This is a genomic window from Amycolatopsis oliviviridis (genome assembly GCF_014654365.1).
GTDB classification, from domain to species: Bacteria; Actinomycetota; Actinomycetes; order Mycobacteriales; family Pseudonocardiaceae; genus Amycolatopsis; species Amycolatopsis oliviviridis.
Genome location: NZ_BNAY01000001.1, coordinates 606,205 through 631,418, shown reverse-complemented (window position 1 = coordinate 631,418; position 25,214 = coordinate 606,205). Strand labels below are relative to the sequence as shown.

The 25,214-nt window shown below is 69.1% G+C and carries 25 protein-coding genes, 1 tRNA gene and 1 riboswitch; of the genes, 14 read left to right on the top strand and 12 right to left on the bottom strand.

The window, feature by feature from the left end; translation table 11 throughout:
- Window positions 1-34 precede the first annotated feature (34 nt).
- The 3 genes from IE302_RS02475 (at window position 35) to IE302_RS02465 (ending at window position 2,846) form a co-directional block, all read left to right on the top strand.
- Window positions 35-1,204 carry an alginate lyase family protein gene (locus IE302_RS02475; protein ID WP_191251305.1) on the top strand — a complete coding sequence of 390 codons (1,170 nt, stop codon included), beginning with the start codon at window positions 35-37 and terminating at the stop codon, window positions 1,202-1,204.
- A 139-nt stretch (window positions 1,205-1,343) separates the two neighbouring features.
- Window positions 1,344-1,417: transfer RNA gene (locus tag IE302_RS02470), tRNA-Pro, on the top strand.
- Window positions 1,418-1,601: 184 nt separating this feature from the next.
- Entirely contained in the window at window positions 1,602-2,846 is a 1,245-nt protein-coding gene (locus tag IE302_RS02465; protein ID WP_191251303.1) for a helix-turn-helix domain-containing protein, read from the top strand.
- A gap of 111 nt (window positions 2,847-2,957) precedes the next feature.
- Here IE302_RS02465 and IE302_RS02460 read toward each other — a convergent pair whose 3' ends face one another.
- From IE302_RS02460 to IE302_RS02450, 3 genes are all read right to left on the bottom strand, one after another.
- Window positions 2,958-3,383 (bottom strand): VOC family protein, encoded by a 426-nt coding sequence (locus IE302_RS02460; protein ID WP_191251301.1) that lies wholly within the window; start codon window positions 3,381-3,383, stop codon window positions 2,958-2,960.
- Between the two features lie 107 nt (window positions 3,384-3,490).
- Window positions 3,491-4,123, bottom strand: coding sequence for a YncE family protein (locus IE302_RS02455; protein WP_191251299.1), 633 nt, complete (start codon window positions 4,121-4,123; stop codon window positions 3,491-3,493).
- Window positions 4,096-4,503, bottom strand: coding sequence for a YncE family protein (locus IE302_RS02450; RefSeq protein ID WP_191251297.1), 408 nt, complete (start codon window positions 4,501-4,503; stop codon window positions 4,096-4,098). Before IE302_RS02450 ends, IE302_RS02455 begins: the two co-directional genes overlap by 28 nt.
- Before the next feature lie 220 nt (window positions 4,504-4,723).
- Between IE302_RS02450 and IE302_RS02445 the strand changes: the two genes are divergently transcribed.
- Complete coding sequence (locus IE302_RS02445; RefSeq protein ID WP_191251296.1) at window positions 4,724-7,078, top strand: ATP-binding protein; 2,355 nt, start codon at window positions 4,724-4,726, stop codon at window positions 7,076-7,078.
- Window positions 7,079-7,101: 23 nt separating this feature from the next.
- Here IE302_RS02445 and IE302_RS42625 read toward each other — a convergent pair whose 3' ends face one another.
- The 4 genes from IE302_RS42625 to IE302_RS02425 all read right to left on the bottom strand — a co-directional run bounded on the left by IE302_RS42625 (window position 7,102) and on the right by IE302_RS02425 (window position 11,928).
- The gene (locus tag IE302_RS42625; RefSeq protein WP_229907555.1) at window positions 7,102-9,357 is read right to left on the bottom strand and encodes an SMI1/KNR4 family protein; all 2,256 of its coding nucleotides are present in this window, start codon (window positions 9,355-9,357) and stop codon (window positions 7,102-7,104) included.
- 66 nt (window positions 9,358-9,423) lie between these two features.
- Window positions 9,424-10,419 carry a MerR family transcriptional regulator gene (locus IE302_RS02435; protein ID WP_191251294.1) on the bottom strand — a complete coding sequence of 332 codons (996 nt, stop codon included), beginning with the start codon at window positions 10,417-10,419 and terminating at the stop codon, window positions 9,424-9,426.
- Window positions 10,416-11,090, bottom strand: coding sequence for a HEAT repeat domain-containing protein (locus IE302_RS02430; RefSeq protein ID WP_191251292.1), 675 nt, complete (start codon window positions 11,088-11,090; stop codon window positions 10,416-10,418). The genes IE302_RS02435 and IE302_RS02430 overlap by 4 nt, the downstream gene beginning before the upstream one ends.
- A 94-nt stretch (window positions 11,091-11,184) precedes the next feature.
- Window positions 11,185-11,928, bottom strand: coding sequence for a class I SAM-dependent methyltransferase (locus tag IE302_RS02425; RefSeq protein ID WP_191251290.1), 744 nt, complete (start codon window positions 11,926-11,928; stop codon window positions 11,185-11,187).
- 38 nt (window positions 11,929-11,966) lie between these two features.
- Window positions 11,967-12,105: riboswitch (cobalamin riboswitch) on the top strand.
- An 81-nt stretch (window positions 12,106-12,186) separates the two neighbouring features.
- Here IE302_RS02425 and IE302_RS02420 point away from each other — a divergent pair.
- The 5 genes from IE302_RS02420 (at window position 12,187) to IE302_RS02400 (ending at window position 18,964) form a co-directional block, all read left to right on the top strand.
- Window positions 12,187-13,695 carry an ABC transporter substrate-binding protein gene (locus IE302_RS02420; RefSeq protein ID WP_191251288.1) on the top strand — a complete coding sequence of 503 codons (1,509 nt, stop codon included), beginning with the start codon at window positions 12,187-12,189 and terminating at the stop codon, window positions 13,693-13,695.
- A gap of 1 nt (window position 13,696) precedes the next feature.
- On the top strand, window positions 13,697-14,638 hold the full coding sequence (locus IE302_RS02415) for an ABC transporter permease (protein ID WP_191251287.1): 942 nt from the start codon (window positions 13,697-13,699) through the stop codon (window positions 14,636-14,638).
- Entirely contained in the window at window positions 14,632-15,417 is a 786-nt protein-coding gene (locus tag IE302_RS02410; protein WP_191251285.1) for an ABC transporter permease, read from the top strand. The genes IE302_RS02415 and IE302_RS02410 overlap by 7 nt, the downstream gene beginning before the upstream one ends.
- On the top strand, window positions 15,414-16,802 hold the full coding sequence (locus IE302_RS02405; RefSeq protein ID WP_191251283.1) for an ABC transporter ATP-binding protein: 1,389 nt from the start codon (window positions 15,414-15,416) through the stop codon (window positions 16,800-16,802). The genes IE302_RS02410 and IE302_RS02405 overlap by 4 nt, the downstream gene beginning before the upstream one ends.
- A 233-nt stretch (window positions 16,803-17,035) precedes the next feature.
- Window positions 17,036-18,964: a hypothetical protein gene (locus IE302_RS02400; RefSeq protein WP_229907554.1), complete on the top strand. Its 1,929-nt coding sequence runs from the start codon at window positions 17,036-17,038 to the stop codon at window positions 18,962-18,964.
- Here IE302_RS02400 and IE302_RS02395 read toward each other — a convergent pair.
- Window positions 18,954-19,658, bottom strand: a complete 705-nt coding sequence (locus IE302_RS02395; protein ID WP_191251279.1) for an alpha/beta fold hydrolase — start codon at window positions 19,656-19,658, stop codon at window positions 18,954-18,956. The genes IE302_RS02400 and IE302_RS02395 overlap by 11 nt on opposite strands.
- 116 nt (window positions 19,659-19,774) lie before the next feature.
- On the opposite strand from IE302_RS02395, the gene IE302_RS02390 reads away from it, so the two are divergent.
- From IE302_RS02390 to IE302_RS02380, 3 genes are read left to right on the top strand one after another with little or no spacing between them, the layout of a single operon-like run.
- A complete protein-coding gene (locus tag IE302_RS02390) occupies window positions 19,775-20,122 on the top strand; it encodes a winged helix-turn-helix transcriptional regulator (RefSeq protein WP_191251277.1) in 348 nt (115 codons plus the stop codon).
- 25 nt (window positions 20,123-20,147) lie between these two features.
- Entirely contained in the window at window positions 20,148-20,765 is a 618-nt protein-coding gene (locus tag IE302_RS02385; protein WP_191251275.1) for a TetR/AcrR family transcriptional regulator, read from the top strand.
- Window positions 20,766-20,791: 26 nt separating this feature from the next.
- A complete protein-coding gene (locus IE302_RS02380) occupies window positions 20,792-21,286 on the top strand; it encodes a nitroreductase family deazaflavin-dependent oxidoreductase (protein WP_191251273.1) in 495 nt (164 codons plus the stop codon).
- 97 nt (window positions 21,287-21,383) lie between these two features.
- On the opposite strand, the gene IE302_RS02375 is transcribed toward IE302_RS02380, so the two are convergent.
- On the bottom strand, window positions 21,384-21,716 hold the full coding sequence (locus tag IE302_RS02375) for a hypothetical protein (protein WP_191251271.1): 333 nt from the start codon (window positions 21,714-21,716) through the stop codon (window positions 21,384-21,386).
- 236 nt (window positions 21,717-21,952) lie between these two features.
- On the bottom strand, window positions 21,953-22,753 hold the full coding sequence (locus tag IE302_RS02370; protein WP_191251270.1) for an SDR family NAD(P)-dependent oxidoreductase: 801 nt from the start codon (window positions 22,751-22,753) through the stop codon (window positions 21,953-21,955).
- Window positions 22,754-22,831: 78 nt separating this feature from the next.
- On the opposite strand from IE302_RS02370, the gene IE302_RS02365 reads away from it, so the two are divergent.
- Complete coding sequence (locus tag IE302_RS02365; RefSeq protein ID WP_191251268.1) at window positions 22,832-23,440, top strand: TetR/AcrR family transcriptional regulator; 609 nt, start codon at window positions 22,832-22,834, stop codon at window positions 23,438-23,440.
- 299 nt (window positions 23,441-23,739) lie between these two features.
- On the opposite strand, the gene IE302_RS02360 is transcribed toward IE302_RS02365, so the two are convergent.
- Entirely contained in the window at window positions 23,740-24,477 is a 738-nt protein-coding gene (locus IE302_RS02360; RefSeq protein ID WP_229907645.1) for an amidase family protein, read from the bottom strand.
- Between IE302_RS02360 and IE302_RS02355 the strand changes: the two genes are divergently transcribed.
- Window positions 24,377-24,595: a hypothetical protein gene (locus IE302_RS02355; RefSeq protein ID WP_229907656.1), complete on the top strand. Its 219-nt coding sequence runs from the start codon at window positions 24,377-24,379 to the stop codon at window positions 24,593-24,595. The two genes, IE302_RS02360 and IE302_RS02355, sit on opposite strands and share 101 nt — an antisense overlap.
- Here IE302_RS02355 and IE302_RS02350 read toward each other — a convergent pair.
- Window positions 24,592-25,170 carry a dihydrofolate reductase family protein gene (locus IE302_RS02350; protein ID WP_191251266.1) on the bottom strand — a complete coding sequence of 193 codons (579 nt, stop codon included), beginning with the start codon at window positions 25,168-25,170 and terminating at the stop codon, window positions 24,592-24,594. The two genes, IE302_RS02355 and IE302_RS02350, sit on opposite strands and share 4 nt — an antisense overlap.
- Window positions 25,171-25,214: the final 44 nt, after the last annotated feature.

Sequence of the window (25,214 nt, the reverse complement as noted above, 5' to 3'; positions counted from 1 at the left end):
CGGTGACCTGGCTCACACCCGCCCGAGGAGAACCATGTCCCTACCGAAGAAATTGCTCGCCCTTGCCACGCTCGTCCCGTTGACACTGGGCCTTTTGAGCGCCCCGACCCAGGCCGCACCGGCCACCTTCACCCACCCCGGCGTGCTGGTCAGCCGTCCGCAGCTCGATTTCGTGCGCACGAAGGTCCAAGCCGGCGCACAACCGTGGAAACAAGCCTACGACGCGATGATGTCGAGCCCGTACGCCTCGCTGTCCCGGTCACCGAAACCACGCGCCGTCGTCGAATGCGGCCCCTATTCGAATCCGAATATCGGCTGTACCGATGAACGGCAAGACGCCATCGCCGCGTACTCCCTTTCTCTCGCGTGGTACATCACTCGCGACGCGAAATACGCGACCAAGGCGATCGAGATCATGGACGCCTGGTCCGCGGTGCTGAAAGATCACACGAACAGCAACGCGCCCCTGCAATCGGCCTGGTCGGCCTCCTCGTGGCCGCGCGCGGCGGAAATCATCAAGCACACCTACACGAGCTGGCCGAATTCCGGCCGCTTCGGCACCATGCTCCGGAACGTGTACCTGCCGAAGGTCATCAACGGCAGTCACAGCAACGGCAACTGGGAACTCAGCATGACCGAGGCCGCGATCGGCATCGCCGTGTTCCTCGACGACAAGACGAGCTACGACAAGGCCGTCGCGAAGTTTCGCACCCGCGTCCCCGCGTACCTCTACCTGACCAGCGACGGCGCGCTTCCGAAGACCGCGCCCGGCAGCGGCCTGGACACCCGCGACAAGATCGTGAAGTACTGGCAGGGCCAGACGACGTTCGTCAACGGCCTCTCGCAGGAGACCTGCCGGGACTTCACCCACACCGGCTACGGCCTCGCCGCCATCGCGAACTTCGCCGAGACCACCCGCATCCAAGGCCAGGACCTCTACCCCGAGATCGCCGACCGCCTCCGTGAAGGCCTCGGCTTCCACGCGAAGTACCAGATGGGCGCGGCCGTCCCGTCGTGGCTGTGCGGCGGCAGCCTGAAGCTCGGCCTCGGCCCGATCACCGAGGTCGGCTACAACCACCTCCACACCCGCCTCGGGATCACCATGAGCAACACCGAGGCCCTCACCCTGCGCCAGCGCCCCGCGGGCACCAACAGCCTGTTCGTCTCCTGGCAGACCCTCACGCACGCCGACAACCCACAGTGACTCCGTGAGGGCCGCCCGATTGCGGCAGGGCGGCCCTCACGGTCCGTTTTCCCAGCTCAGACACACAGTGACCCCTGGTTGCAAGCCCCTGTTCGGGACCCGCTAAAGTACTCACATCGCACTCCACGGAGTACGGGTCCGGGCTGTGGCGCAGTTTGGTAGCGCACTTGACTGGGGGTCAAGGGGTCGCAGGTTCGAATCCTGTCAGCCCGACCGGAAGACGAAGCCCCTGGCTTGTACCTCAGGTACAGGTCAGGGGCTCTTTCGTGTTCAGTTCAAAGATCACGTCGATGATCTTGGACTGAAGTCTCTGTGGACCAGATCTGCTCCACAGAGACTCTGCGTCCAGGCGGTCCAATGCCACACTGGGTGGCGACCGCCGAGGGGACTGGACCGGATGACTGCCGATCTTCCATCGTGGGCTGGACGCATCCGCTCGATGCGCGAAGCGCGCGGCTGGACGCAGCCCGAGGTCGCGCAGCGGATGCGTGAGCAGACCAGCGAGCACCTGCCCGAAGCCGACAACCTCATTCGCCGATGGAAGGCCTGGGAGCGGGGAGAGAACAAGCCCGGAGCCTTCTACCAGCCGATCATCGCGGCGACTCTCGGCACCGTGACGGCTGCCCTCTTCCCGCCGTTCGAACGTCCATCGGGAGGCATAGAACTCCTTGGCTCTACAGGGATGGACAGGTTGGAAGTCGTCAGCCGGCTTCAGGCATCCGACGTCAACGAAGCCACGCTTGAAGCGGTGCGGATCACGGTCGACAAGTTGTGCTCCGAGTATGCGCGCCGACCTCCTGCCGAGCTGATCCTCGAAGGTCGCCAGTGGCTTCGTCGACTGCTCGAAATGCAAGAGCAGAAGCTCAGCCTTCGTCAGCAACGCGATGTTTACGAGCTAGCGGGCTGGCTCGCTCTCCTGATCGGATGCCTTGAGTACGACCTCGGTGACCGAGCATCGGCGGAAGCGACCCGCAAGTCCGCTCTCAGCCTCGGTCAGGAGTCAGGCAGCGGCGGGATCATGGGCTGGGCACACGAGATGCGCGCCTGGTTCTCATTGACCAGGGGCGACTACCGCGGGGTGACGATCGCAGCGGAGGCCGGGCAAGCCGTCGCGGGAAACCACAGCGTGTCTGTCCAGCTCGCCGCACAGGAAGCGAAGGCATGGGCTCGCATAGGGAGGCGAGAAGAGATGCAGGTCGCTTTGGAGAAGGGGCGCATCCTTCTTGAATCGATGCCATACCCGGACAACATCGACAACCACTTCGTGGTGGACCCGAACAAGTTCGACTTCTACGCGATGGATTGCTACCGACACGTCGGTGAGAACAACCTGGCCCGAGAGCTATCGGAAGAAGTCATCCGAGCAAGCACCGATTTCGACCGGCGTGAACGCTGGCCGATGCGGGTCGCCGAAGCGCAGATCACCCTCGGCGTAATCGCCGCCCGCGAGGGTGACCTCGACGAGGCAATCGGCCGCGGCCGCAAAGCTCTCGACGGAGAACGCAAGTCTCTGCCCTCCTTAGCCCTCGTCGCCCGGGACCTCTCCGGGGTACTCCAAGAGCGGTTCGCCGATGAGCCGAAGGCAGCCTCCTACCTTGACCAACTCCGGACGATCGACCAGCAGGCTCGGAGACCTGCTTGACCCAAGATGTCAAGCCAGTGATCCACCTCGGGGACAATCTGGGGGCATGCCTGACTTACTGCCTGGCTAGGACTCCCGGACCGGGCTTTCGGAGTGGGCGGTCAGCGCGCGCTAAAGTTCGAACTCCCCCGGTGCGAGACTGCGTGCCAGGCAGAACTCGTTTCCTTCCGGGTCGGCTAGTACCACCCACGACCGACCGTCTCCCTGTCCCACATCCGCCGTGGACGCGCCGAGCGCGAGCAACCGCTTCAGTTCGGTCTGCTGGTCACTGTCGATCGGGCAGATCTCGAAGTGCAGCCGGTTCTTGGCGATGGTCTTGGCCTCGGGAGCACGGACGAAGACCATGCTCGGCACAGCGGGCCCGCCGCGTAACGCGGCCAACCGCTGTTCGTCCGGCTCCTCCGGATCGGGCCCGATCTCGACCGCGGCGCCGTTCTTGTCCGCATAAACGACGTAACCCAGAACGTCGCACCAGAAATCCGCCAGCCGCCGCGGATCGACGCTGTCGATCGTCAACCATTCGAACCGACTTGTCATGCACAATGCCTTTCCGTTTCGGATATACCGGGATCATCCTATTCCATGAACCTCGGTCCGGCGGGAAACGCAAAGAAAAATCGCCCCGTCTCGCTGGATCGGCGCGCTCAAATCGCCCGGCGATGCGCACGTACGAGGAACGGGTCACTCCGACGCACAGCTCTCGTGCCAACGGCGATGCCACCGGGGTTGCGTACCGCGATGGTCGCGACGACCGCACCGCACACCATGTCGATGACGGACACCTCGTGGCTGTGCCGGTTGCTGACGTACACCCGGCCGGTATCCGGAGAAATCGCGACGCTTTCCGGACGCTGCCCGACCGGCGTCCTCAGCACGACCCGGCCGTCGAGAGGGTCGAGGGCGACGATGCTGTCGGAGTAGTACTGCGTCACGAAAAGCAGATCCCCGACGGAAACCCCATACGGTCCCCGTTCGACCGGAACCCTTAAGACAACGGTGTGGTCGCGAGGATCGATGATCGTCACCGCGCTGTCGTCGTCGCCGGTGTTCGTCACGTACACGCGGTCGCCTCGGCCACCGAAGGCCACGCCGCTCGGCTGCCTGCCGACGTCCAACCTCGCCACGACCTCGTTCACCCGTGCGTCGATCACGGAGACGTCATGGCTTTCGTAGTTGGTCACGTAGACCAGCGAGCCGTCGGGGGATACGGCCGTCGAGGTGGGATTCGATCCGACGGGAACGGCGCCGATCACCCGGCCGGCACGCAGGTCGACCACGGAAATCTCGTGACCGAGGTAGTTCTGACATACGCCCGTTCGCCGCCGGGGGCGACGGCGATCCCGACGGGTCTGGCACCGACGGGAATCTCACCCACGACGGTGTCTTTCCCCGTGTCGATGACCGACACCGTGTCATCGTCGAGGTTCGTGACGTAGGCGGTGCCACCGTCCGGGGTCAGCGCGATCGCGAAGGGTCTCGCGCCGACCCGGACGGTGGTCACGGCGGCTGGTTCGGCGCCGATGACCGACACGGTGTCGGTGTCCATCCCGGCCACGTAGACACGGTTCACGACCGCTCCCTCCCCCATCGCGGTGGCGATCGTGGTCGGACCACTCGGCTTGTGCAGCCCGCCCAGTGCGAACGGCGCCGCCAGCACCCCTCAAGGCTGCGGTGAGCCATGGCCATGGCGCCAGGGGTGTGGGACGGCCGGACTCGGCGGGCGGGCTGACCTGGTCTTATCAGGCTCGGCGTCCCACGGCCGTGGGACGAGGAACGGTGATCGCGGCCGGTGGCGGCAAATCGGCCGTGGTCGGCCGGGAGCGAGCCGTGGCATCCTGATCTATTAGGGGCACGGGATTTTCCGTGAGGGGTTGGGGATGTCGGAACACCATTCAGGTCGTGATTTCGCCGCGCTGCTGGAGGCGCTGAAGATTCGCTCAGGGCGCAGTTACCACGCGCTGGCGGGCAGGCTCGACCTCAGCCAGTCGACGCTCCACCGGTACTGCACCGGAAGCAAGCTGCCACCGGACGTGCGTCTGGTGACGCGGCTGAGCCGGGTGTGCGGAGCGAGCGAGGCGGAGACGAAGACCCTGGTCCGCGCCTGGTATCTGGCCGACGCGGTTCGGCGCGGCCCGGCGGCCGTCGACGGCGACACGGAGCCCGCACCGATTCCCGCTCTACGCAAGGATCTCCCTCGGGACATCAACGACTTCGTCGCCCGGCAAGAGGAATTGTGCTGGTTGCTCGAAACCCTCGCGCCGGACGGCCCGGCGGAGGTGAAGGCCATCGACGGAATGGCGGGCGTGGGCAAGACCACGCTCGTCGTCCACGCGGCGCACCTGCTGGCCGACCGTTATCCCGACGGCCAGCTGTTCCTCGACCTGCACGGCCACACGACCGGCGTGCCGCCGATGAGCGTCGCCGACGCGTTGGGAGCGTTGCTGCGGGCGGCCGAGGTGCCGGAAGAGTCGATCCCCGCGACGGTGGAACAGCGGGTCTCGCTCTGGCGTTCCAGCCTGGCCGGGCGGCGCGCGCTGGTCGTGCTCGACAACGCCGCGGACGCCGCGCAGGTGACGCCGCTGCTGCCCGGCGAGCCCGACTGCCTCACCCTGATCACGAGCCGCGGCCGGCTGGCGGAGCTGGACGCGGTCGGCACGCTCACCCTCGACGTGCTGTCGACCGACGACGCCGTCGACCTGTTCGACCGGGTCAGGGGCCCGGCGGCGGACTCGAGTGACCGTCTCGCGGTGGCGGAGAGCGTCCAGCTGTGCGGCCATCTTCCACTGGCGATCCGGATCGCGGCGGCGCGACTGCGGCACCACCCGGCCTGGACCACCGACCGGCTGAACCGCGGCCTGCGCACCGAACACCGTCGGCTGTCCGAACTGCGGTCGGGCGGACGCAGCGTGCAGGCGGCCTTCGCGCTGTCCCACGGCAAATTGACCGCGCGCCAGCAGCGTATGTACCGGCTGATCGGACTGCATCCCGGCGGCGAGATCGACGCGGCCCACGCCGCCGAACTGGCCGATGTACGACTGGAGCAGGCGGAACGTCTGCTGGAGGATCTCGTCGACGCGCACATGCTGCACGAGGTCGGCGCCGACCGCTACCTGTACCACGATCTCGTCCGCGACCACGCTCGTTCCCTCGCGGCGGCCCGGCCGTCGGAGCAGGAGGCCGCGATTCGCCGCCTGCTCGACCATCTGCTGCTCGCGGCCGACCGCGCCGCCATGCTGCTGGAGCCGAGCAGGCGTTCGGAACGACTGCCACCGGCCCGCGAGCCCAGGTACGCCCCGACCTTCGCCGGCAGGCAAGAGGCGCTCGACTGGCTGGATCTCGAGCGGAGGACTCTCGTGGCCTCGGTCGAACTGGCGCACCGGTCCGGGCTCGACGACCACTGCTGGAAACTCACCCGGGCGCTCTGGCACTTCTTTCTGCTGCGAGGCCACATCGAAGACTGGCTGCACACCCACTCGCACGCGATCGAGGCCGCACGACGTACCGGCGACCGCTGGGCGGAGGCGGAAACCCTGAAGAATCTCGGTGTCGCGACGTGGCTGAGCGGCGAGACCGAGGAGGCGATCGCGCAGCACGAACGGGCGCTGGAAATCGACCGTGAGCTCGCCGACCCATGTGGTGAGGCGAAGACGTTGACCCATCTGGGTTTCATCCACAATCAGCTGGGAGATCACCGGCGAGCCGTAGAGCGGTTCGACCGTTCCGTAATGCTCTACCGGCAGCTGGACGACCCGACCGGCATCGGACGCGGGCTCGCGGGCCAGGGGGATTCGCTGCGGCAGCTGGGCGAACGGACGGCCGCGTTGCCGCTGCTGGCGGAGGCGTTGTCGCTCAGCACCGACGGCCGCGATCGCTGGGGCGAGACCGTCGCGAGTACCGCGCTCGGCTTCCTCCGTCTCGACGACGGCCTCATCGATCTGGCCCGTCGCCACTTCGAGCAGGCTCTGTCGATCAGCCGCCAGACCGGAGACCGGCGGGGCGAGGCGTGTTCCTGCGCCGGTCTGGGAACGGTGCACCTGACCAGTGGCAGGCTGGGACGAGCCCGGCAGTGCTTCGAGCAGGCACTGGCCATCAGCCGCCAGAGCGGCGACCGCAGGAGCGAAAGCCTTGCGGTCGAGGGCCTCCGGGCCTGCGTGACGAGTCCCTCGGACCGGCCGGACGTCAGGTGGATATCCGGGAAAGCCCCGGAAATCCGAAACTTGCGCGCTTTGTAGCGCCGCCCGATCCGTGGCCGAGGTCAGGCCCAGGTCAATACGCCGTCGTCGCGGATGAACGGTCGCCCTGGTTGTGCCGGTCGGGTGGGGTCGTGGTTTTCGAGGCGATCGGCGGTGTCGCTGAGCAGAGCGCTCACGTTGGGCCAGGTGGTGCAGTGGGCACCTGCCTGGGCCGCCCAGTCCATCACGTGTCCGCGCCGAGCGCCGGGGCGCAGGTCGACGGCGAGGACGGAGCCGTCGAGAGCGCGGCAAATGGGGATCAGCGCGCTGCAGAACATGGCTGTGGGTTCACCGGCGGGCTGCCGATGGCCGCCATCGGCGTGGCAGCAGCTCTCGTCTTGATAGGCGCTCAGGCCGGCCCACGTTTCTTGCACCCGGGCCACCGGTAGCGGCAAGAACACGCCGGGGACGGTGAAAGCGGCACGGTAGTCCCGCTCGCCGTCGACGCCGTCTGTCAGCTGCCACCACTCGAGAAGATCGTCCGGGAGCACCAAGCCCATCGTGTGCTGAACAGCGCGGATGTCAGCGGCGGGCGCTGGGGGCCGCAGAGTGGCGGCGGTGGCCGGTGTGTTGGTGCGCAGCCAGGCCGTGATCCGCTGCCACGCCGGGCCGACACAGTTCGTCGGTTCACCGCCGGGCCGTGCCGGCGGGGTGACGCGGAGTGGGGCCGGCGGGGTGGCCGGCACGGCGGCGGTGTCCTGGGTCGCGTGCAGGCCCAGCGCCCGCAGGATGTCATGGGGTGAGGCGAGCAGATCGGGTTCGTGGTTCAGGTGGAATTGCTGGGCAGCGGTGAGTTGATGCACGGCGAGGGTGTCCCCGTTCTTCACGATCAGCAGTGCCCCGACCCGGACTACCGCCGAGGGGATGTGTTGCAGCGCTGTCAACGTAGGCGCCAGGTTCTGCATCAGGGTCGCGGTATTGGCGGCGTCTTGCGCCTGCACGAAACGGGCATCGGCCGCATGTGCCACCGTGGCGGCGGCCTCCCGCCCGGCGGGGGTGTCCGCGGCGTCTTTCACCCGGCCGACGAGGCGGCGCATCCAGGAACCGATCTCGGGATCGCCCAGTTCGATGATCTCTGCCCCGGCCATACGCACCAGGCCCTCGACCGCCGCTTGGACCAGCTCGTGCCCGGCCGCGGTGGACAGGTAGATCGAGATGGGGAATCCCGGCGGATCGTGCTGCTGTGTGGCAAGCAAAGGTGCGTCCGGCGGAGCGGACTCGAACAGACCGGCCAGGTCCGGCCCGTCGTACGCGAGCATGTCGTCGAGGTCGGCGCTGGGAAATTCCAGGTGAAAGGTCGGCGCGGGCTGCGCTGATGAGTGCCGCTCCAAAGCGGAGACCAGCCGCAGCCCACGCGCCTGGTCGCGGACCCAAGCGTCGATCAGAGACCCGAGCTCACCGCCGACCTGCTCGGCCAGCAAGCGAAGAAAGGTGATCGCGGGCGGGATTCCGTCCGGTCCGGCGTTGTAGTCGGTGAGGACGAGGAAGGCACTCCACGCGTCGGTGACATCCGCGAGCGATGGCAACGGGATCGAGGGACCGAGCGCGCGGCTCATCAGCACCGGCAGCTGTGGTACGTCCACCATGGTGAGCTGGTGCCGCAGCGGAGTCCGATCCTCGACGGGAAACATGGCCAGGGTTTCCACCGTGGAGGCGGCCAGAAGATCTCCACCGGCGACGGGTGTGCCCGGCTGTTCGGTGACAGGTGGGGAACCTTCTCCGTGTAACCGGAGGTAGGCCGTTTCGGTGAAAGCCTTCACCGAAACCTCTACCGGTGTGTACAACTCCGGTAGCAGGCCTGGATCGCGCGCGATGACCTCGTCGAAGAAGCGTCGCGAAGAAATCATCGCCATCAGGCTGGTGTCGGCGAACTTTTCCTTCGTGGCTTGCGCGTCCAGGATGCGGAAAGCCGTATCGATCGCTTCGCCGCCCCACCCGGTTCCGTCGTGGTGCACGTCGCCGAAGTTGAGGCTGACTCGCAGCCGCATCCATGCCTGCGGGGTCCGGGTGTGGTTGTAGCGGCGGAGAGCGACAGCGATGCGGTCCGGCAGCCGGTCCGCGACGACGGCTTCTTCTGTCCCCGGCGGCATCAAGATCAGCGCGCCGTCGCCGCGGTCCTCGACCGCGCACTCACCGAAGTCCACATCGCTGCCGGCGAAGGCGGTCTTCAGTACCTCGTACAGGCCTTGGCGGATAGCCAGTCTGTCGAGTGAAGTCCGTTCTGGGGCCGTGAATCCCGCTACGTCGACCACGACGATGGTGCGCGACGAGTACGTCACCGGCCCGCCCTCCTTGTCGTCACTCCAACGCCGACTTTGGCGCTGGAGATTCGATTATGGCGCTCCTCAGGGCGCCTTCACGAACGCCGAGGCGAGGCGGGCGACCACCTTGTCGGCGTCGTCGGTCAAGCGCCGCAGGAGTTCTCGCGCGCCGTCCGTCGGGATCTCGACCAAGGCCTGGGTCAGGCGCAGGCGCGCCGCGGTGTCCCCGCCGGTCTCGTCGAGCGCGCCGGCCAGTGCGCTCAGGATCGGGTCGGCACTCCCCTGGTCCGCCGACAGTGTCCCCAGGATCTCGGCCGCCTCGACGTCGTTCACGCCCTCGACGATCATTTCGACGAGGATCGGCACGGCGTCGGGCACACCGCGCGAGCCCGCCGCCCGCGCGGCCTGCCCGCGCACCGTCAGATCCGGGTCCTGGAGCGCCCGGACGAGTTCGGCGGTCGCCTCTTCGCCGGGGATCTCGGCGACGGCCAGGATCGCGCGATACCGGACGTCCGCCTCGCTCGAACGCAGGCCGGGCGACAGAGTCGCCAGACCATCGCCCCCGGCCCGCGCCAGGGCCCATCGCAGGGCACCGGCCACGTTCGGATCGGTTTCGGCCAGGACCGCCTCGGCCAGCACTTCGGCGGGAACCGGCACGGCCTCGGTGGGAGCCAGCGCGGCTTGCTGGCGGCGCGCCGCGTAGGGCGAGGTGAACCCATGCAGGAGCTCGACGATGCCCAGGGCCGCTTCCCAGCCGACGGGCGCCGAGGCGTCGACCATCCGGAGCCGCTCCAGGAGTTCCTGGTCGCGCTTCAGCCGGTCTTCGGTCCGCTGGATGAGATCGCCGACCAGGACCGACGGCGTGAAGGCGGGATCCGCCAGCGCGCTCCCGATCTCCCGCAGGGACAGGCCGAGCGAACGGAGACCCTCCACGTGGAAGATCCGGCGGATGTCCTCGGTGGAGTATTCGCGATAACCGTTCGTCGACCTGCCCGTCGGCCGCACCAGCCCGAGATTGTCGTAATGCCTGAGCATCCGCGCACTCACTCCCGAGCGGCGGGCCACCTCGCCGATCCTCATGCCGAGTCCTCACTTCGCTCCGGGCCGAGCGCGGCGATCCGTTTCGCCTCGTCGAGGCCCAGGTCGTACCCGGCTTCCGGGTCGCGCAGGAGCCGCTCCGTCGCACGAGCGTGCGCACGCACCACCGGGTCGCCGTGCGCCAGCCCCGCTTTGAGCATCGGCTCGATGACGTCTCCGAGCGCGACGAGAGCCCGGCTGAGGCTCAGCTTCACCTGCCTGTCGCCCCGACCGAACTGGGCGGCCAGTTCGACGGCCAGTCCTTTCCTTCCGTCGTCCGGGACGAGGACGACGGCGGCACGCCACGCACTCTGCGCGACACTGTCGTCGGCGTCGCGCAGCAACGTCCGCGTGATCGCGGGCCACACCGTCCTGTCCCCGATCTTGGACAGCGTGTGCAGCGCCTGGCTTCTCGCCTGGGCATGCCCGGATCGCAGCTCCGCACGGAGCCTGGGCACCGTGATCTCCGGCGAGAGCCTGGTCAACGCCCAGGTGAGCATGTCGCGCACGAAGAAGTCCGGCTCGATCCCGCACCGCTCCACGAGCGCCTCGACGTATCCGGGGTCCGGATACGAGCCGGCCGTCATGGCCGCTTTGAGCCGGGTCGACGAGTTCTCCGCGCTCAGCGCCTCGAGCAGCCGGGTGTCCGGCGTTGTCCTGGGTGTCGGGTTCATGGGACCACCTCCTGATCCCAGTCAAGACGTTGTCACAGTGTCAAGGTCAAGCGCGCGGCGCCGGACGTGCGTGAATCACCTGGTCGAGTCAGGTTCAGCGCAGTGCCGTGAGGACGTAATCGTCGCCGGACTGCCACACCGGCGCCACCTCCGCGAAGCCCGCCTCCCGGAGCAGTCTCGTGTGTTCCTGTGGGCTGAGCCTGTTGCCGTAGCCGGTCGAGATGCCGCCCAGTTCGTCGGCCGTGAACTCCGCCCGCAGCGCGGGGTCGGCCGACACCGCGGCCCACCAGCTCTTCCAGTCTTCGTTGGCCTCGACCCCGGCCCGGGCGGCACGCCGGTCCTTGACTGCCGCGGCGAGGTCGCGGATACCCGGTTGTTCGTCGTAGAAGTGGTCGCCGTTGACGAGCGCCCCGCCCGCGCGCAGCACGCGCGCGAGGTCACGGTAGACGGCGGCGAGCCGATCCGGCCGCAGCCAGTGCAACGCGGTCGTCGAGACCGCGGCGTCGATCGCCTGCCACTTCAGCCAGCCATCCTCGGCGAGGTCGGCCCGGACGTACTCGATGTCCGCGTCCTCCGGACGGCTCGCGCCGGCGAGCGCGAGCAGGAACGGGTCATCGTCGACGCCGACGACGCGCGCGTGCGGCATGCGCCGGGCGAGCCTGGTGGCCAGCGAACCCGGACCGCAGCCGAGGTCGAGCACGAGCGGCTCGGCGACATCGCGGCAGACGTGCTCGACGACGTCGATCAGGACGTCGAACCGTTCTTCGCGGTCGGCTATGTAGCGTTCCTGCTGGAGGTCCCACCGTCGCACCCAGCCTGCCGCGAGCTTTTCGTCCACCGCGCTCCCCTTCGTGATCTTGATCCTGTGTAGCACAGGGCGTCCATGGGTTACCGTGTGCGCCACAACGTAAGAAGGTGCCCGTCGGGGGAAGCCGGTGAGAATCCGGCGCTGACCCGCAACCGTGAACGGCCGTACGCCGTGAGCCGGACTGCCCGCCGGGTACTGCCAGCCCCAACTGTCGTGGAGTGCGGAGCGGGGTCCCGTTTCAGCGCGTCCGCGCGCCCGGGACAGTGCTCGATGTCCCGGAGGTCCCCTATGACGCGTCATCCGTTCGGCCGACGGCGCTTGCTCGCCCTCGCCGCCCTCACGCCTTTGGCGGCCTGCGGGGGCGCGCCCGCCGACACAGGCCGGTTGCGGGTCGCGTTCGCCGCGGGCGGTTCGAAGGAAACACTGGACCCCTCGCAAGTTTCGCTCTTCGTCGACCAGGCGCGGGCCAAGGCGCTCTTCGACACGCTCGTCGCCTACAACGCCGACACCTCGTTGCGGCCGAGGCTGGCCGAATCCTGGGAAGGCGACGACACGGGGACGCGCTGGCGGATCCGGCTGCGGCAGGCGGCCTTCCACGACGGTCGTCCGGTCACGGCGGACGACGTGCTGTACAGCTTCCGCCGGCTCGCCGACCCCGCGCTGGCCTCCTCGTCGAGGCAGTACTTCACGAAGGTGGACTTCACCCGCAGCAAAGCGGTGTCGCCGAGCGAACTGGAGCTGATCCTGGGCGCACCCGACTTCGAGTTCCCGTCGGGCTGGGGCGCGCCGGGCGCGGAGATCGTGCCCGCCGGGACGACGGCGTTCGGCGCGCCGGTCGGCTCTGGTCCGTTCCGCTTCGTTTCCTTCACGCCCGGTGGTACGGCGGTGTTCCGCAAGAACGAGTCCTATTGGGACGGTGCGCCGACCGTCGACGAGCTCGAATTCGTCCCGGTGAACGACGAGACGGCCCGGGTCAACGCGCTGCTGTCCGGTCAGGTCGACTACGCCCACGACCTCGCCGCCGGTACCGCGGCGCGGCTGACGGGCGACGCCCGTGTCTCGCTGCTCGAAGCCAGGGGAACGACGATGCAGGGCCTGATCCTGCGCCTGACCCAGCCGCCGTTCACCGATCCGCGGCTGGTGCGCGCCGTACTGTCCGGAGTGGACCGTGAGGCCCTGAACCGTGTCGCGCTGGCCGGGCGCGGGGAGATCGGCAACGACCTGTTCGGCAAGGGACTGCGCGGCTACGCCACCGGAATCCCCCAACGCGCCCGTGACGTGGACCTGGCCCGTTCGCTCGTCCGGGAAGCGGGCGCCGAAGGGCTGGCCTTCGCCGTCGAGACCAGCGACGTCGATCCTGGTTTCCCCACGGCGGCGACGCTGATTTCCCAGCAGCTCGGCGAAATCGGGCTGAAGGTCACGCCGAACACGCGCGCGTCGAGCACCTACTTCGGCGAAACGAAGACCAAGGGCGTCGCCGCGCTGACCCGCACGGCGACCCTGCCGGTGCCGACGTTCCTCAACCAGCGCTTCCGCACCGGCGGTTCCAACAACGTCAACGGATTCGCCTCGCCGGAGTTCGACACGCTCATGGACCGGGCCGCCGCCACCGCGGACGAGGGTGCCCGGCTGGCGTTGTTCGGGGACGCCCAGCGGATCACGCACGAGTCCGGCGGCCTGCTGGCCTGGGGCTTCAGCACCTGGACGATCGCGGTGTCGAAACGGGTGTCCGGGCTGGTCACCGCGCCCCCGAACACCTTCGACTGGGCGAGGTTCGACCGCGCCCGCCTGGCCTGACGTGCCGGGATACGCCCTGCGCCGGCTGGGATTCGCCGTGCTGCAGGCGTTGTTCGTCCTGGTCGCCACGTTCGCCGTGACCGCGCTGCTCCCCGGCGACGCCGCCTCGGTCGTGCTCGGCGAGCGGGCCACCGACGAGCAGGTGGCAACGGTGCGCCACCAGCTCGCCCTCGACCAGCCTCTCCTCGACCGGTTCGGCCGCTGGCTCTCGGGCTTGGTCACCGGCGACCTCGGCCGCTCGCTCGTCACGGGTGCTCCGGTGACGGACGAGATCATGCGCCGCTTCGGCGCCACAGCCGTCCTCGCCGGGGCGACCTTGCTCGTGCTCGTCCCGCTCGCGCTGGGCGTCGGGCTGATATGCGGTGTCCGCGAAGGCTCCCGGACCGACCGGGTGCTCACGGCCGTCACGGTGTTCCTGCATTCGATCCCCGAGTTCGTCCTCGGTCTGCTGCTGGTCGCGGGATTCGCCGTCTACACCGGACTGCTGCCGGCCACTGCGGCCGGAACGGACCTGACCGCGCGTCCCGAAGTGCTCGTGCTGCCGGTTTTCGTGCTCGTCGCCCGTCAGCTGTGCGACGTGGCCCGGCAGATCAGGGTCGGCGTCGCGGAACAGACCCGGGGGCAGGTGGCCGAACATCTGCGCCTGCTCGGCCTGCCCGAACGGACCGTCGTCCTGAAGCATCTCCTGCCCGCCGCCGCGGCCCCCGCCGTGCAACAGCTCGCCCGCGCGGTCGAAGGACTGCTGACCGGCACGGTGATCGTCGAATCCCTGTTCGCGATCACCGGCATGGGCACGGGTTTCGTCGAAGCCGTGCAGAACCGGGACATCCCGCAAGTGCAGGGATACGTGCTCGTGTTCGCCGGCGTCGTCGTACTCGGGAACCTGGCCGCCGACCTCGTCGCGCACCGGCTGACACCGCGCCGGGAGCTGGTCACGTGGTGAGCCGGACGCTCGGATGGGCCCTGCTCGCCGTCCCGGTGCTGCTCGCGGTGGCCGGACCTGTGCTCGCGGGCCCCGCGGTCTCCGTCGGGGCACCGTGGCAGCCACCGGATCCCGCCCATCCACTCGGGACCGACGTCCTCGGCAGGGACGCGCTCACGGTGATCCTCAGCGGCGGCCTTCCCGTGATCGGCATGACGGTCGCCGCGCTCGGGCTCGCGTACCTGGTCGGTGTGCCGCTGGGCCTTTTCGCGGCCGGGCGCGGACGGTGGGCCGACGAAGCCGTCATGCGCTCACTCGACCTCGTGCTGGCGTTCCCCTCGCTGCTGGTGCTCATGGTGCTGGCCGCGACCGGGCACCGCGGGCCCGGCGTGCTCGTCCCCGCCGTCGCCGCCCTCCAGCTGGCGGCGATCACCCGCGTCGTCCGGGCCGCGGCGCTCGCGCCCGGCTGCCGCACCGCCGTGGAAGCCCTTACCCTGCAAGGACGACCGTGGTGGCGCATCCAGCTCGGGTACGTCGCCCGGTACGTCACCGGCCCGGTCGCCACCGACGCCGGGACACGGCTCGGTGTGGTGCTCTACCTGCTGGCGTCGGCCAACTTCCTCGGTCTCGGCCTCCCCGCGGACTCCCCCGATTGGGCCGTCGTCATCGAACGCAACAGCGAGGCCCTCTACACCGCCCCCGCGGTGGTGCTGGTGCCCGCCGCGCTGCTGATGGCGTTGTGCGTCGGCACGAATCTCGTCACCGACCGGTTGCTCGCCGCCCGGCGGGTGAGCCCGTGACGGTCCTGGAGATCAGCGGCCTGTCCGCCCGCGCCGGGGACACCGGTCTGCTCGACGACGTCTCGCTGGCCCTCGAACCCGGCCGGGTGCTCGTCGTGCTCGGCGCGTCCGGTTCGGGGAAGACCACCCTGGGCCTGGCCGCGACCGGGCGCGCCCGGCCCGGTATCGCGCTGTCCGGCTCGATCCGGCTGACGGGATCCGCGCTGCTGGGCCGTACCGCCGCCGAACTGCGGCGGATCCGGGCCGGGGTCGTCGGGCATCTCCCGCAGCAGCCGTCGGCGGTACTGGACCCGGTCCGCCGCTGCGGGCCGGTGCTGGCCGAACTCGCCGCGATCCGTCACCGCGGCCGGGCGGCGCGGCTGGCTGCGGCCCGCACCGCGCTGGTGGACGCGGGACTCGAGGCGGACCTGTGGCGCCGGTTCCCGCATCAGCTCTCGGGCGGGCAGCAGCAGCGCATGGCACTCGCCACCACCTTGGTGACCCGGCCAGAAGTACTCGTCCTCGACGAACCCACGAGCGGTCTCGACCCGGAGAGCCGGGCGGTGCTCGCCGCCCGGCTTCTTGAGCTTTCCCGTTCCGGGACGGCGTTGCTGGTCCTGACCCACGACCTCGCTCTCGCCCGCGCACTGCCCGGCGACGTCGCGGAACTCCGCGACCACCGCCTGGTCCCGCGCGAGAACGTGCCAGGGCGAGAGTCCCGCGACGAGACGCCGTCGCCTTCACCGTCCTCGCCGGTGCTCGTCGTCCGCGGGCTCACGGTGCGCGCCGGCCGGACGACGCTCCTCGAAGACGTCGACCTGGAACTGGCGGCGGGCAGCCGCACCGCGCTCACCGGCGTCTCCGGCGCGGGCAAGACGACACTCGCCCGCGCGCTCGCCGGGCTGACCCCGCCCAGCGCGGGCACGATCGAGGTCGACGGGGTCCGCCTTCCCCGGCAGGCCCGTCGTCGTGAGCGCGCGCAGTTGCGGGCGATCCAGTACGTCCACCAGGACAGCCGCGCGTCTTTCGACGAGTTCCGCGGGGTGCTGGACCAGGTCGCCGACACCGCCTGTCTCCTGCGCGGCTCCAGTCGTCAGGAGGCCCGGCTCGAAGCGGCGGAAGTCCTGCGCTCGCTCGGCGTCGACGCGGACGGCCATCGCCCGGGCACGCTCTCCGGTGGGCAGTTGCAACGCTGCGCCGTGGCCCGCGCTCTCCTGGCCCGGCCCAGGGTGCTGATCTGCGACGAGGTGACGTCGGCGCTCGACGCGGTCAGCCGGGCCCGGCTGCTGGACGTCCTCACCGCCGCGATGAGCCGGCATGGCACCGCGCTGCTGATGATCAGTCACGACGACGCCTTCGCCGCGGATCGCACCCTCTCCCTCGTCGAGGGGCGACTTTCTCCCTGACGTCCATTGTGGACCTTTGAATTTCCATGTCCATAGTGGACACCGAGGATCATCCGCGAGGCGCGAGCGGACGAGCACGCCCGCGTCCGATCAGCGGTTCCCGCCGCCGCCCGGGTTTCGCCATACTCCGGTGGCCGCCCACTCGGGGCGCATCGGGAGGGGTTCACGTGGCGCGGGGAAAGTTCTTGCTGTGCAAGTTTTTCTCGGTCCTTTTACTCGGCGGCACACTCGTCGTGAGCGGGGCGCAGGAGGCGGCGGGCGAATCAGCACCGATCATCGACCTCGGTGCGTTTCCCGTCGACAGCGACAGCCACGTCAACGGAATCAACGACGACGGCACCATGGCCGGCGTCTACACCACCGCCGCCGACGGGGCGATCGCGGTGCGCTGGAACGCCGACGGCGCGGTGGTCCCGCTGACCGTGCCGGGCACGCACCGTATGACCGAAGCACGGGCGATCAACGCCAAGGGGTTCATCGCCGGTTCGGCCTACGACGACCTGTCCGTCCGGCGGGCCGTGCGCTGGCGTCCGGACGGCTCGTTCACCGAGCTGAGCTCGCCCGACCGCTACGGACACGCGGAAGCCACCGCGATCAACACCGGTGGGATCGTGGCGGGAACCGTCACGATCGGCACTCCCCCGGCCAAACGCGCGGCGCGGTGGGACGCGAACGGCGTCATGACGTTGCTTCCCTTGGCACCGGGCGATTCCCGGTCGGCGGCCGCGGCGATCAACGACGCGGGCGTGATCGTCGGGACCTCCGGCAACCAGGCCGTGCGCTGGAAATCCGACGGCACGGTCGTCCGGCTGGCGCCGCTTCCCGGCGACGACCGTAGCTCGGCCGAAGGCGTCAACAACGCCGGAGTGGTCGTGGGCGGTTCCGGCGCCCGACCGGTGCGCTGGGCCGCGAACGGCACCGTCACCGCCCTGCCCTTGCTCCGGCCAGGAGACGCGGCGGGCGACGCCAAGGCGATCAACGACTCCGGCGTCATCACCGGCAGCTCCGGCATCGGGGGCAGCGCCCGCTCGGCGGTGGTGTGGGACGCCCGGGGCACGATCACCGACCTCGGCGCACTGCCCGGCCACGACCAGAGCGCGGGCGCGGCGATCAACGCACTCGGCGTCGTGGCCGGCGACTCCGAACGGACCTCCGTACGCGGACGGCACGCCGCGCGGTGGACGGCACCGCACAGGGTCACCGACCTGAGCCGTTCGTTCCCCGGGGGCGAGCGCGCGGAGGCTTTCGCGATCAACGTCCACGGCCAGGCGATCGGCCAGTCCCTGCCGCCTGAAGGCATGGCGCATCCCGTCACCTGGTCGCGGGGTGGTGTCCTCACCGACCTCTCCCCCGGCTCGAACACCCCGAAGGCCAACGCCATCAACGCGCACGGCGTCATCGTGGGTACGGACAACAGGGAGCTGAGCAAGGACCGCGCGGTCCGCTGGGAGCCGGACGGGACCATGACGGGCCTCAAGGAGCCGGAGTACCACACGTACCGCTCGCTCGCCTCGGGGATCAACGACAGCGGGGCGATCGTCGGCAGCGCCCGTTCCCGGCGCGGCAGCCTGCAGCCGACGCGCTGGGCCCCGGACGGGACACCGGCCCTCTTGCCCCTCCTGCCCGGCCACGACGGTGGCTTCGCGAAGGCGATCAACAACCGCGGGGTGATCATCGGCCGTTCCGACATCCGCGGCGAGACCGGACGGCACGCGGTCCGCTGGGCCCCGGACGGGACGGTGACCGAGCTGGCAGGCCTGCCCGGCGAGACGTACACCCATGCCGTCGCGCTCAACGATCGTGGCGAGATCGTCGGCTACTCCGGAGAGCACGCCGTCCGGTGGAGCCCTGATGGCCGGGTCACCAAGTTGTCCATCCCCGAGGGCACCTACCACGGCGAGGCGACCGGGATCAGCGACGCCGGGATCGTGTCGGGCTGGTACCGAGCCGGCGTCGCCGGAGGTCCGGGACAGGCGCTGCGCTGGACCCCGGACGGGACCGTGACCGAGTTGCCGCCGCTGCCCGGCGGACACGAGACCAAGGCCAACGGCATCAACGCCCTCGGCGACATCGTGGGTTCGTCCGACAACAGCGCCGGCAAGGTCCACGCGGTGCGCTGGCCCGCCACCGGGAACGCGGCGGCTCAGCCGGTCATCCGCTAGCCGCTTCGGCGAGCAGCGCGGCGAGTTCGGCGGGCATGGTGATCATGCAATCGTGGCCGGTCGGCAGCTCCCGCGTCCGCTCACCCGCCGGGACGGGGCGCCGCGTGATGCCCTCCGGTTTTCCCGCGACACAGTGGATGTGCGTACGCGGGATGGTGCGCGCGGCCGGGTCGTCCAGCCGGACCGGCTCCTGAAGGCACCCCACGGGCTGGTCCGACAGCATCGAGCGCAACCAGGCGACGTCGTCCGGTTCGGTGACTCCGAACAGGCCGAGTGGCGGCGGCTGCTCCGGCATCGGCGGAACCCGCCAGCCGTCCACGGCGAGGTCGATGAGCCGCTTGGTGACCGGCAGGACGTCGACGGCGCTTTCTCCGTCTTCGGGGACCATCGCGTCGAGGAACACGAGATGCGCGATCCGCCCGGGGACCCGGTTCGAGACTCCCGAAATGACCATCCCGGCATAGCTGTGCCCGACGAGGACGACGTCGTCGAGACGCTCGTCCTCGATCAGGGCGACGATGTCGTCGACATGGGTGCCGAGGCCGATCCCGGGGTCGAGCAGATGCGCCTTGTCGCCGTAGCCGGTCAGGGACGGCGCGAACACGCGATGCCCCGCCGACTCCAGTTGCGGGACCACGCGATCCCAGCTGCGCCCGTTGTGCCAGGCGCCGTGTACCAGCAGAAATGTGGCCATGTCGGGCAGTTCCTCCTCGTGCCTCGGTACTCTTCGGTAACCATGACCATCGTGTCCACCCGGTGGCCACCGGGCAATACGGCACTTTTCGGTGCCCCGGTTCTCAGGAGGTAACCGTGCAGGATCCGTGCCAGGCGCGTGAGGTTCTCGGGATCGTCGGGGACAAATGGGCGCTGTTGATCGTGCGCATGCTCAAGGACGGGCCGCGGCGCTTCACCGAGCTCAAACGCGCCATCGACGGCATCAGCCAGCGCATGCTGACCGTGACACTGCGAGACCTCGAACGCGACGGGATCCTGACGCGCACGGTCCGCAACGTCATGCCGCCGCACGTCAGCTACGAACTCACCACGATGGGCCGAACCCTGCGCGAGGCCACCGCGCCGCTGCTCGATTGGAGCATTACGCACCTGCCGCAGATCGATGCCGCCCGCGAGGCTTACGACGAACGCTCTATCAAGTGATTGAATCGAGTGATAGCCTGCGGTCGTGACCAGCACCGAGCAGCGGCTCGTCGCCGCCGCCGAGCGCCTTTTCGCCGAACAGGGCGTCGGAGCGGTTTCCCTGCGCACCGTGATGCAGGCGGCGGAAACGAACGTGGCGGCGATCCACTATCACTTCGGGTCCAAGGAAGGATTGCTCGACGCGGTCCTGCGCAGCCGCCTCGACCAGGTGACCGGCGAACGGAACGCGGCGCTGGCGGAACTCTCCGGGGACGAGGTCACCTCGCGCGAACTGGCCGTCGCGTTCGTGCGGCCTGTGGTCGCGGTGCTCGAATCCGGCGGTGAGCACTGGATCCGCCTGGTCGGCCGGCTGCTCGCCACCGACGAGAAGGGCCTCGGCGTCCTTTCCGACTCGTTCCTGCGGCGCAACGCGAGGTTCGTCGAACTGCTGGAGCGCCGGTCCCCCGGCGTTGCCCGGAGAACGCTCGATTTCCGGTTGACCCAGGCCATGCACGTGACACTCAACGTGCTGGGCGACGTCGAACGGGTCCGCCGGCTGCTCGGCCCGGACACCACGCCCCGGGCCTGGCCGCTCGACGACGTCGTCGCCGATCTCGTCGATGTCGTGACGTCCGTGCTCACCGGACCGCCCGGAGAGCGCTAGATCCCGCCCAGCCTCAGGAGTTCACGATGGGACGTTTCAGTCTGCCGGAGCAAACCCCCAAGGGCCTGGACTCGCCCGTGACCGCCGCGGCCATGAAGTACATGGCCAAGGCGCAGGTGAAGATCTTCAAACTGACCGGCGGTCGCGTCGGCGCCAAATGGCGGGTCGGGGCGGCCTTCCGCAAACCGGCCCCGACGTTGCTGCTGGAACACCGGGGACGCAAGTCCGGCCGCCTGTTCACCACTCCCCTGTTGTATCTGCGCCACCATGAGGACCTCGTCATCGTGGCTTCCCAGGGCGGCCTGCCCCGGCATCCGCATTGGTACTTCAACCTGATCGCGCGGCCGGAGACTCGCGTCCACCTCAAAGGCCGCCGCGACCTTCCCGTCACGGCACGAGTCGCCCCGGCGGAGGAACGGCGCGATCTCTGGCCGTTGCTGGTCGACCTGTACGCAGATTTCGCGAAATACCAGGCATGGACCGAAAGGGAGATCCCGGTCGTGGTGCTCACTCCGCGCTGACGGCGTTTTCCGTACTTGGAGCGAATCGGGCGCCGTTGGTGAGGGAATTGGGACAATCCGCGCCCCAATTCCCTCATCGACGCGAAATCAGCCGACCTCAGTAGCGTCGAATCTCGGCCTTCGCACCGCTCACCGACCAAGTGCATTCATAGCTGACGGTCCGCTTCTTGCGCGGCTGCACGCTGTACCAGTCGCTGTAGTACCACCCCGTTGCGCAGTGGGCGCCCAAACGCACCCAACTGGCCTGGCTCCCGCCGGTGCAGTCCATCCAGGCGGCCGTGTTGGCGTAATGCGTCTTACAAGAGGCCAAGCTCTGGATTCCCGGCCCAGGCGCCGCGGAAGCGGCCGCCGGTGCCGCGACCGCCGCACCGGCGGCCACGAGCAGGGGAAGGACGACCTTCGCGGTTCTGTTCAAGAGTTCCGTACTCATCCTGATCACCTCTCCGAGGTTCGTTGTCACTTGCCGTACTGTCAGCCAGTGTCACGACGAGCCGCGGAGAAATCGTTTCGCGTTCGTTGAATCGCCTGCTCACGGCCCGGCATGCGCGCGAATAACTCGAACCTCATCGCCGGATCAGGAGCACGAACCGGATTGCGATATCAGTAACGACATCGAGAGCGGATTCCCTTTTCAGCGCAGCCGCGGCGGCGCCTGTTCCCGCGGCGTCAGAAAGCGCTGCGAACGGTGCCGCCGTCGACGCGGATCGTCGCGCCGCTGACGTATTCGGCGTGCGGGCCGCACAGGTACGCGACCGCGCCGGCGATCTCGTCGGGCCTGCCGTAGCGGACCCTGTCGTTCGGCACGATCTCGCGGACCGAGTTGTGCTCGATCTCCTCCCAGGCCTCACCCCAGCCGCGCTCCGGGGCCAGCGCGGTCAGGAAGTCCTGGACCGCGGGGACGAGGATCGCTCCGGGCGCGACGACGTTGGAGGTCACGCGGGTGCCGGCCAGATCGCGGGCCAGTGAGACCGCGAGATTGTGCCGGGCGGCCAGTGACGCGTTGTAGTGCGGATGACTGCCGAACGGCTGCGTGCCCAGACCGCCTCCGATGGTGACGACCCGTCCGTAGTCGCGCTCGCGCATGGCGGGGACGAGCCGCTGGACCATCCGCACGCCGGAGACGACGTTGACGTTGTAAGCGTGCAGCCAGATATCCGAGGTGGCCTCGACCCAGTCCAGGTGCTCGTAGGCGCCGGCGTTGTTGACCAGGATGTCGATGTCGCCACCGGCGAGCGCGTGTTCGGCGACGGCGTCCGCCCCGGCGTCGGTACCGAGGTCACCCACCGCGACGACCGCCTTTCCGCCGTTCTCGGCGATCGAGTCGGCGATCGCCTGTGCGCGCTGGGCGCCGCGACCGTGGATCACGACCTCGGCTCCTTCGGCGGCGAGCAGCCGGGCGGTCGCTTCACCCAGCCCGGAGGTCGAGCCGGTGATCAGCGCCCGACGTCCCGTGAGCTGCAGATCCATGAGAATTCCTTCCGATCAGCGCTATGTCTACAGCTGTATACTACGCTCAGTTATGTATCCACCTGTAGACTTGCTCGCATGAGCCGCACCACACCCCGCGCCCGCAACGCCGCCGCGACCCGGCAGGCCATCCTCGAAGCGGCGATCACGGCGTTCACCCGCCACGGCTACGACGGCGTCGGCCTCCGCGAGATCGCGGCCACGGCAGGCGTCACGGCGATCCTGATCAACCGCTACTTCGGCTCCAAAGAAGCCTTGTTCACCGAAGTCGTCGACATCTCCTTCGCGCAGCCCACGATGGTCCCGACGGAACCTGCGGACTCGGAAGACCTCGCCGTCCTAACCGCACGCGCCCTTGTCGAGCGCACCGCCCCGGAAGCCGGCCATCTCGGCCCGTTCGAGCTGCTGCTCAAGTCGGCGGCCAACCCGAGGGCGGCGGAGATCATGCGCGAAGGCATCCGCAAGCACGTCGGCGCGCGGTTCACCGACGCTCTTCCCGGCGCGCACGCCGGGGAACGCGCGGAACTGGGCCTGGCCTTACTGGCAGGCACCTGGCTGATGCGCCGGATCATCGGCACCCCCGCGTTGCGCGACGCCGATCCCGGACAGCTCACGGCTCAGGTCGCCCGCGTCCTCTCCGCGATCGTCGAGCCACCCCCTGCGGAGGGCGAAGCCCCGCGAGATTAGAGCGTTGTCCGGCTGCCCGGACACCGAATCGGACAGAGCCGGTGACAAGGCACCCGATGTCCGGGACAGCGGATTTGCCTTGTGCGGGAACCGGATCGACGAAAAGCTTCGGCTGTCGGGGCACGACGCCCGGAATTCGCACCGGCGAACAGCGGGCTTCTGTGCCGGAACCTTTACGAGAGGGGAAACAATGCGTTCGTTCAACGAGTTCGGTTCGGTCGTCGCGGCCCGCTGCGACGGTTCGGACACGCACTCTCCGACCGGGGCCACCCCGAAGCGGGCGTCCCGGACCCAGCGCCTCACCGTGAGGCGGGCCTGACCGTCCTCTGCCACGGCGCGGCCTCCTCGATCCGCGCGGCCAGCCCGAGCAGCAACGGCTCCGCGCCGAGGTCCCCGGCGAACTGCACTCCCAGCGGCAGTCCGTCCGAAGTGGACCCGAACGGCACGGACATCGCGGGCATCCCGGTGAGGTTGAAGACCGAGGTGTAGGTCGCGTAGACCGCCGCGTGCCGGTAGATCGTCTCGGGCCGGGACGTGTCGAGGTCGCCGAGCCGCGGGGTCGGGCGGGCCAGCGTCGGGGTCAGCAGCAGGTCGACCTCGCCGAACGCCCGTCCGACCTCCCAGCCGATCCCCTGCGCACGCCGCAGCGTGCGATTCAGGTCGGCGGCGGACAGGGTGCGATAGTGGTCGTAGAGCACCCGCGTGAGCGGTTCGAGATCGTCGTCGCGCAGGTCCCGGTCCAGCTCCGCCAGGCGATCTTCGACGGTGACGACGAGGTCGGCTCCCATCACGTCGCCTGCCACGCGGGCGACCTCGGCGGGGTCGTAGCCCGTCTCGACGGGAACGACCGTGTGGCCGAGCGATTCGCACAACGCGGCGGCGCGTTCGGTGGCCGCGACACACGAGGGATCCGGGGTGACTCCAGGAATTTCCGTGATGAGCCCGATCCTGAGCCGGCGGCGGGACTTCATCTCGTCGAGGAAGCTCGATCGCGGGGCGGGGGCGGCGGACGGGCGGTTCGTCGTACGCCGGGCCACCGCCAACCACTGGCGCCTGCGTCGCGAGGAGAACGGCTGGGCGGTCACGGTCCGCACCAACCGCGTCCTCGACGGACGGCCCGAGTCCCCGGCACTTCTCCGCCAGGCCGGGGATTAGGACTTGTCCCCTGTACGCCTCTCGTACCTGTTCATGACCACCCCACCGGGAAACGCCTGCGTCTCCACGAGGTTCAGGCTCACCCAGCTGTCGAGCGTGGTGAAGAACGGCGCGCCGCCGCCCACCAGGACCGGATGGGTGACGATCTCGAACTCGTCGACCAGCCCGGCCCGCATGGCCGCCCCGCCGAGAATCGCACCACCGACCCTCATCGGCCCGCCGTCCCCGGCCTTGAGCCGGGTGATTTCGGCGATCGCGTCACCGGTGACCACGCGGGTGTTCCAGTCGACCTTGTCGATCGGCTTCGAGGAGAACACCACCTTCGGCGTGTCCCGCCAGTTGCGCGCGAACTCGATCTCCGCCGCATTCGCGCCCGGCTGCTGGTCACCGGTCGGCCAGTAGGAACTCATCGTGTCCCACAGCCCGCGCCCGTACAGGAAAAGCTCGATCGCCTGTTCCTGTTCGAGCCACCACTGGAACAGTTCGTCACTCGGCTCGCTCCAGTCGATGTCGCCATCGGCCGAGGCGATGTAGCCGTCCAAGCTGAGGTTCATCCCGTAGATCAGTTTTCGCATGGCGCCATCCTTCCCGCGCACACCGACAACTTTTCGATGGACAC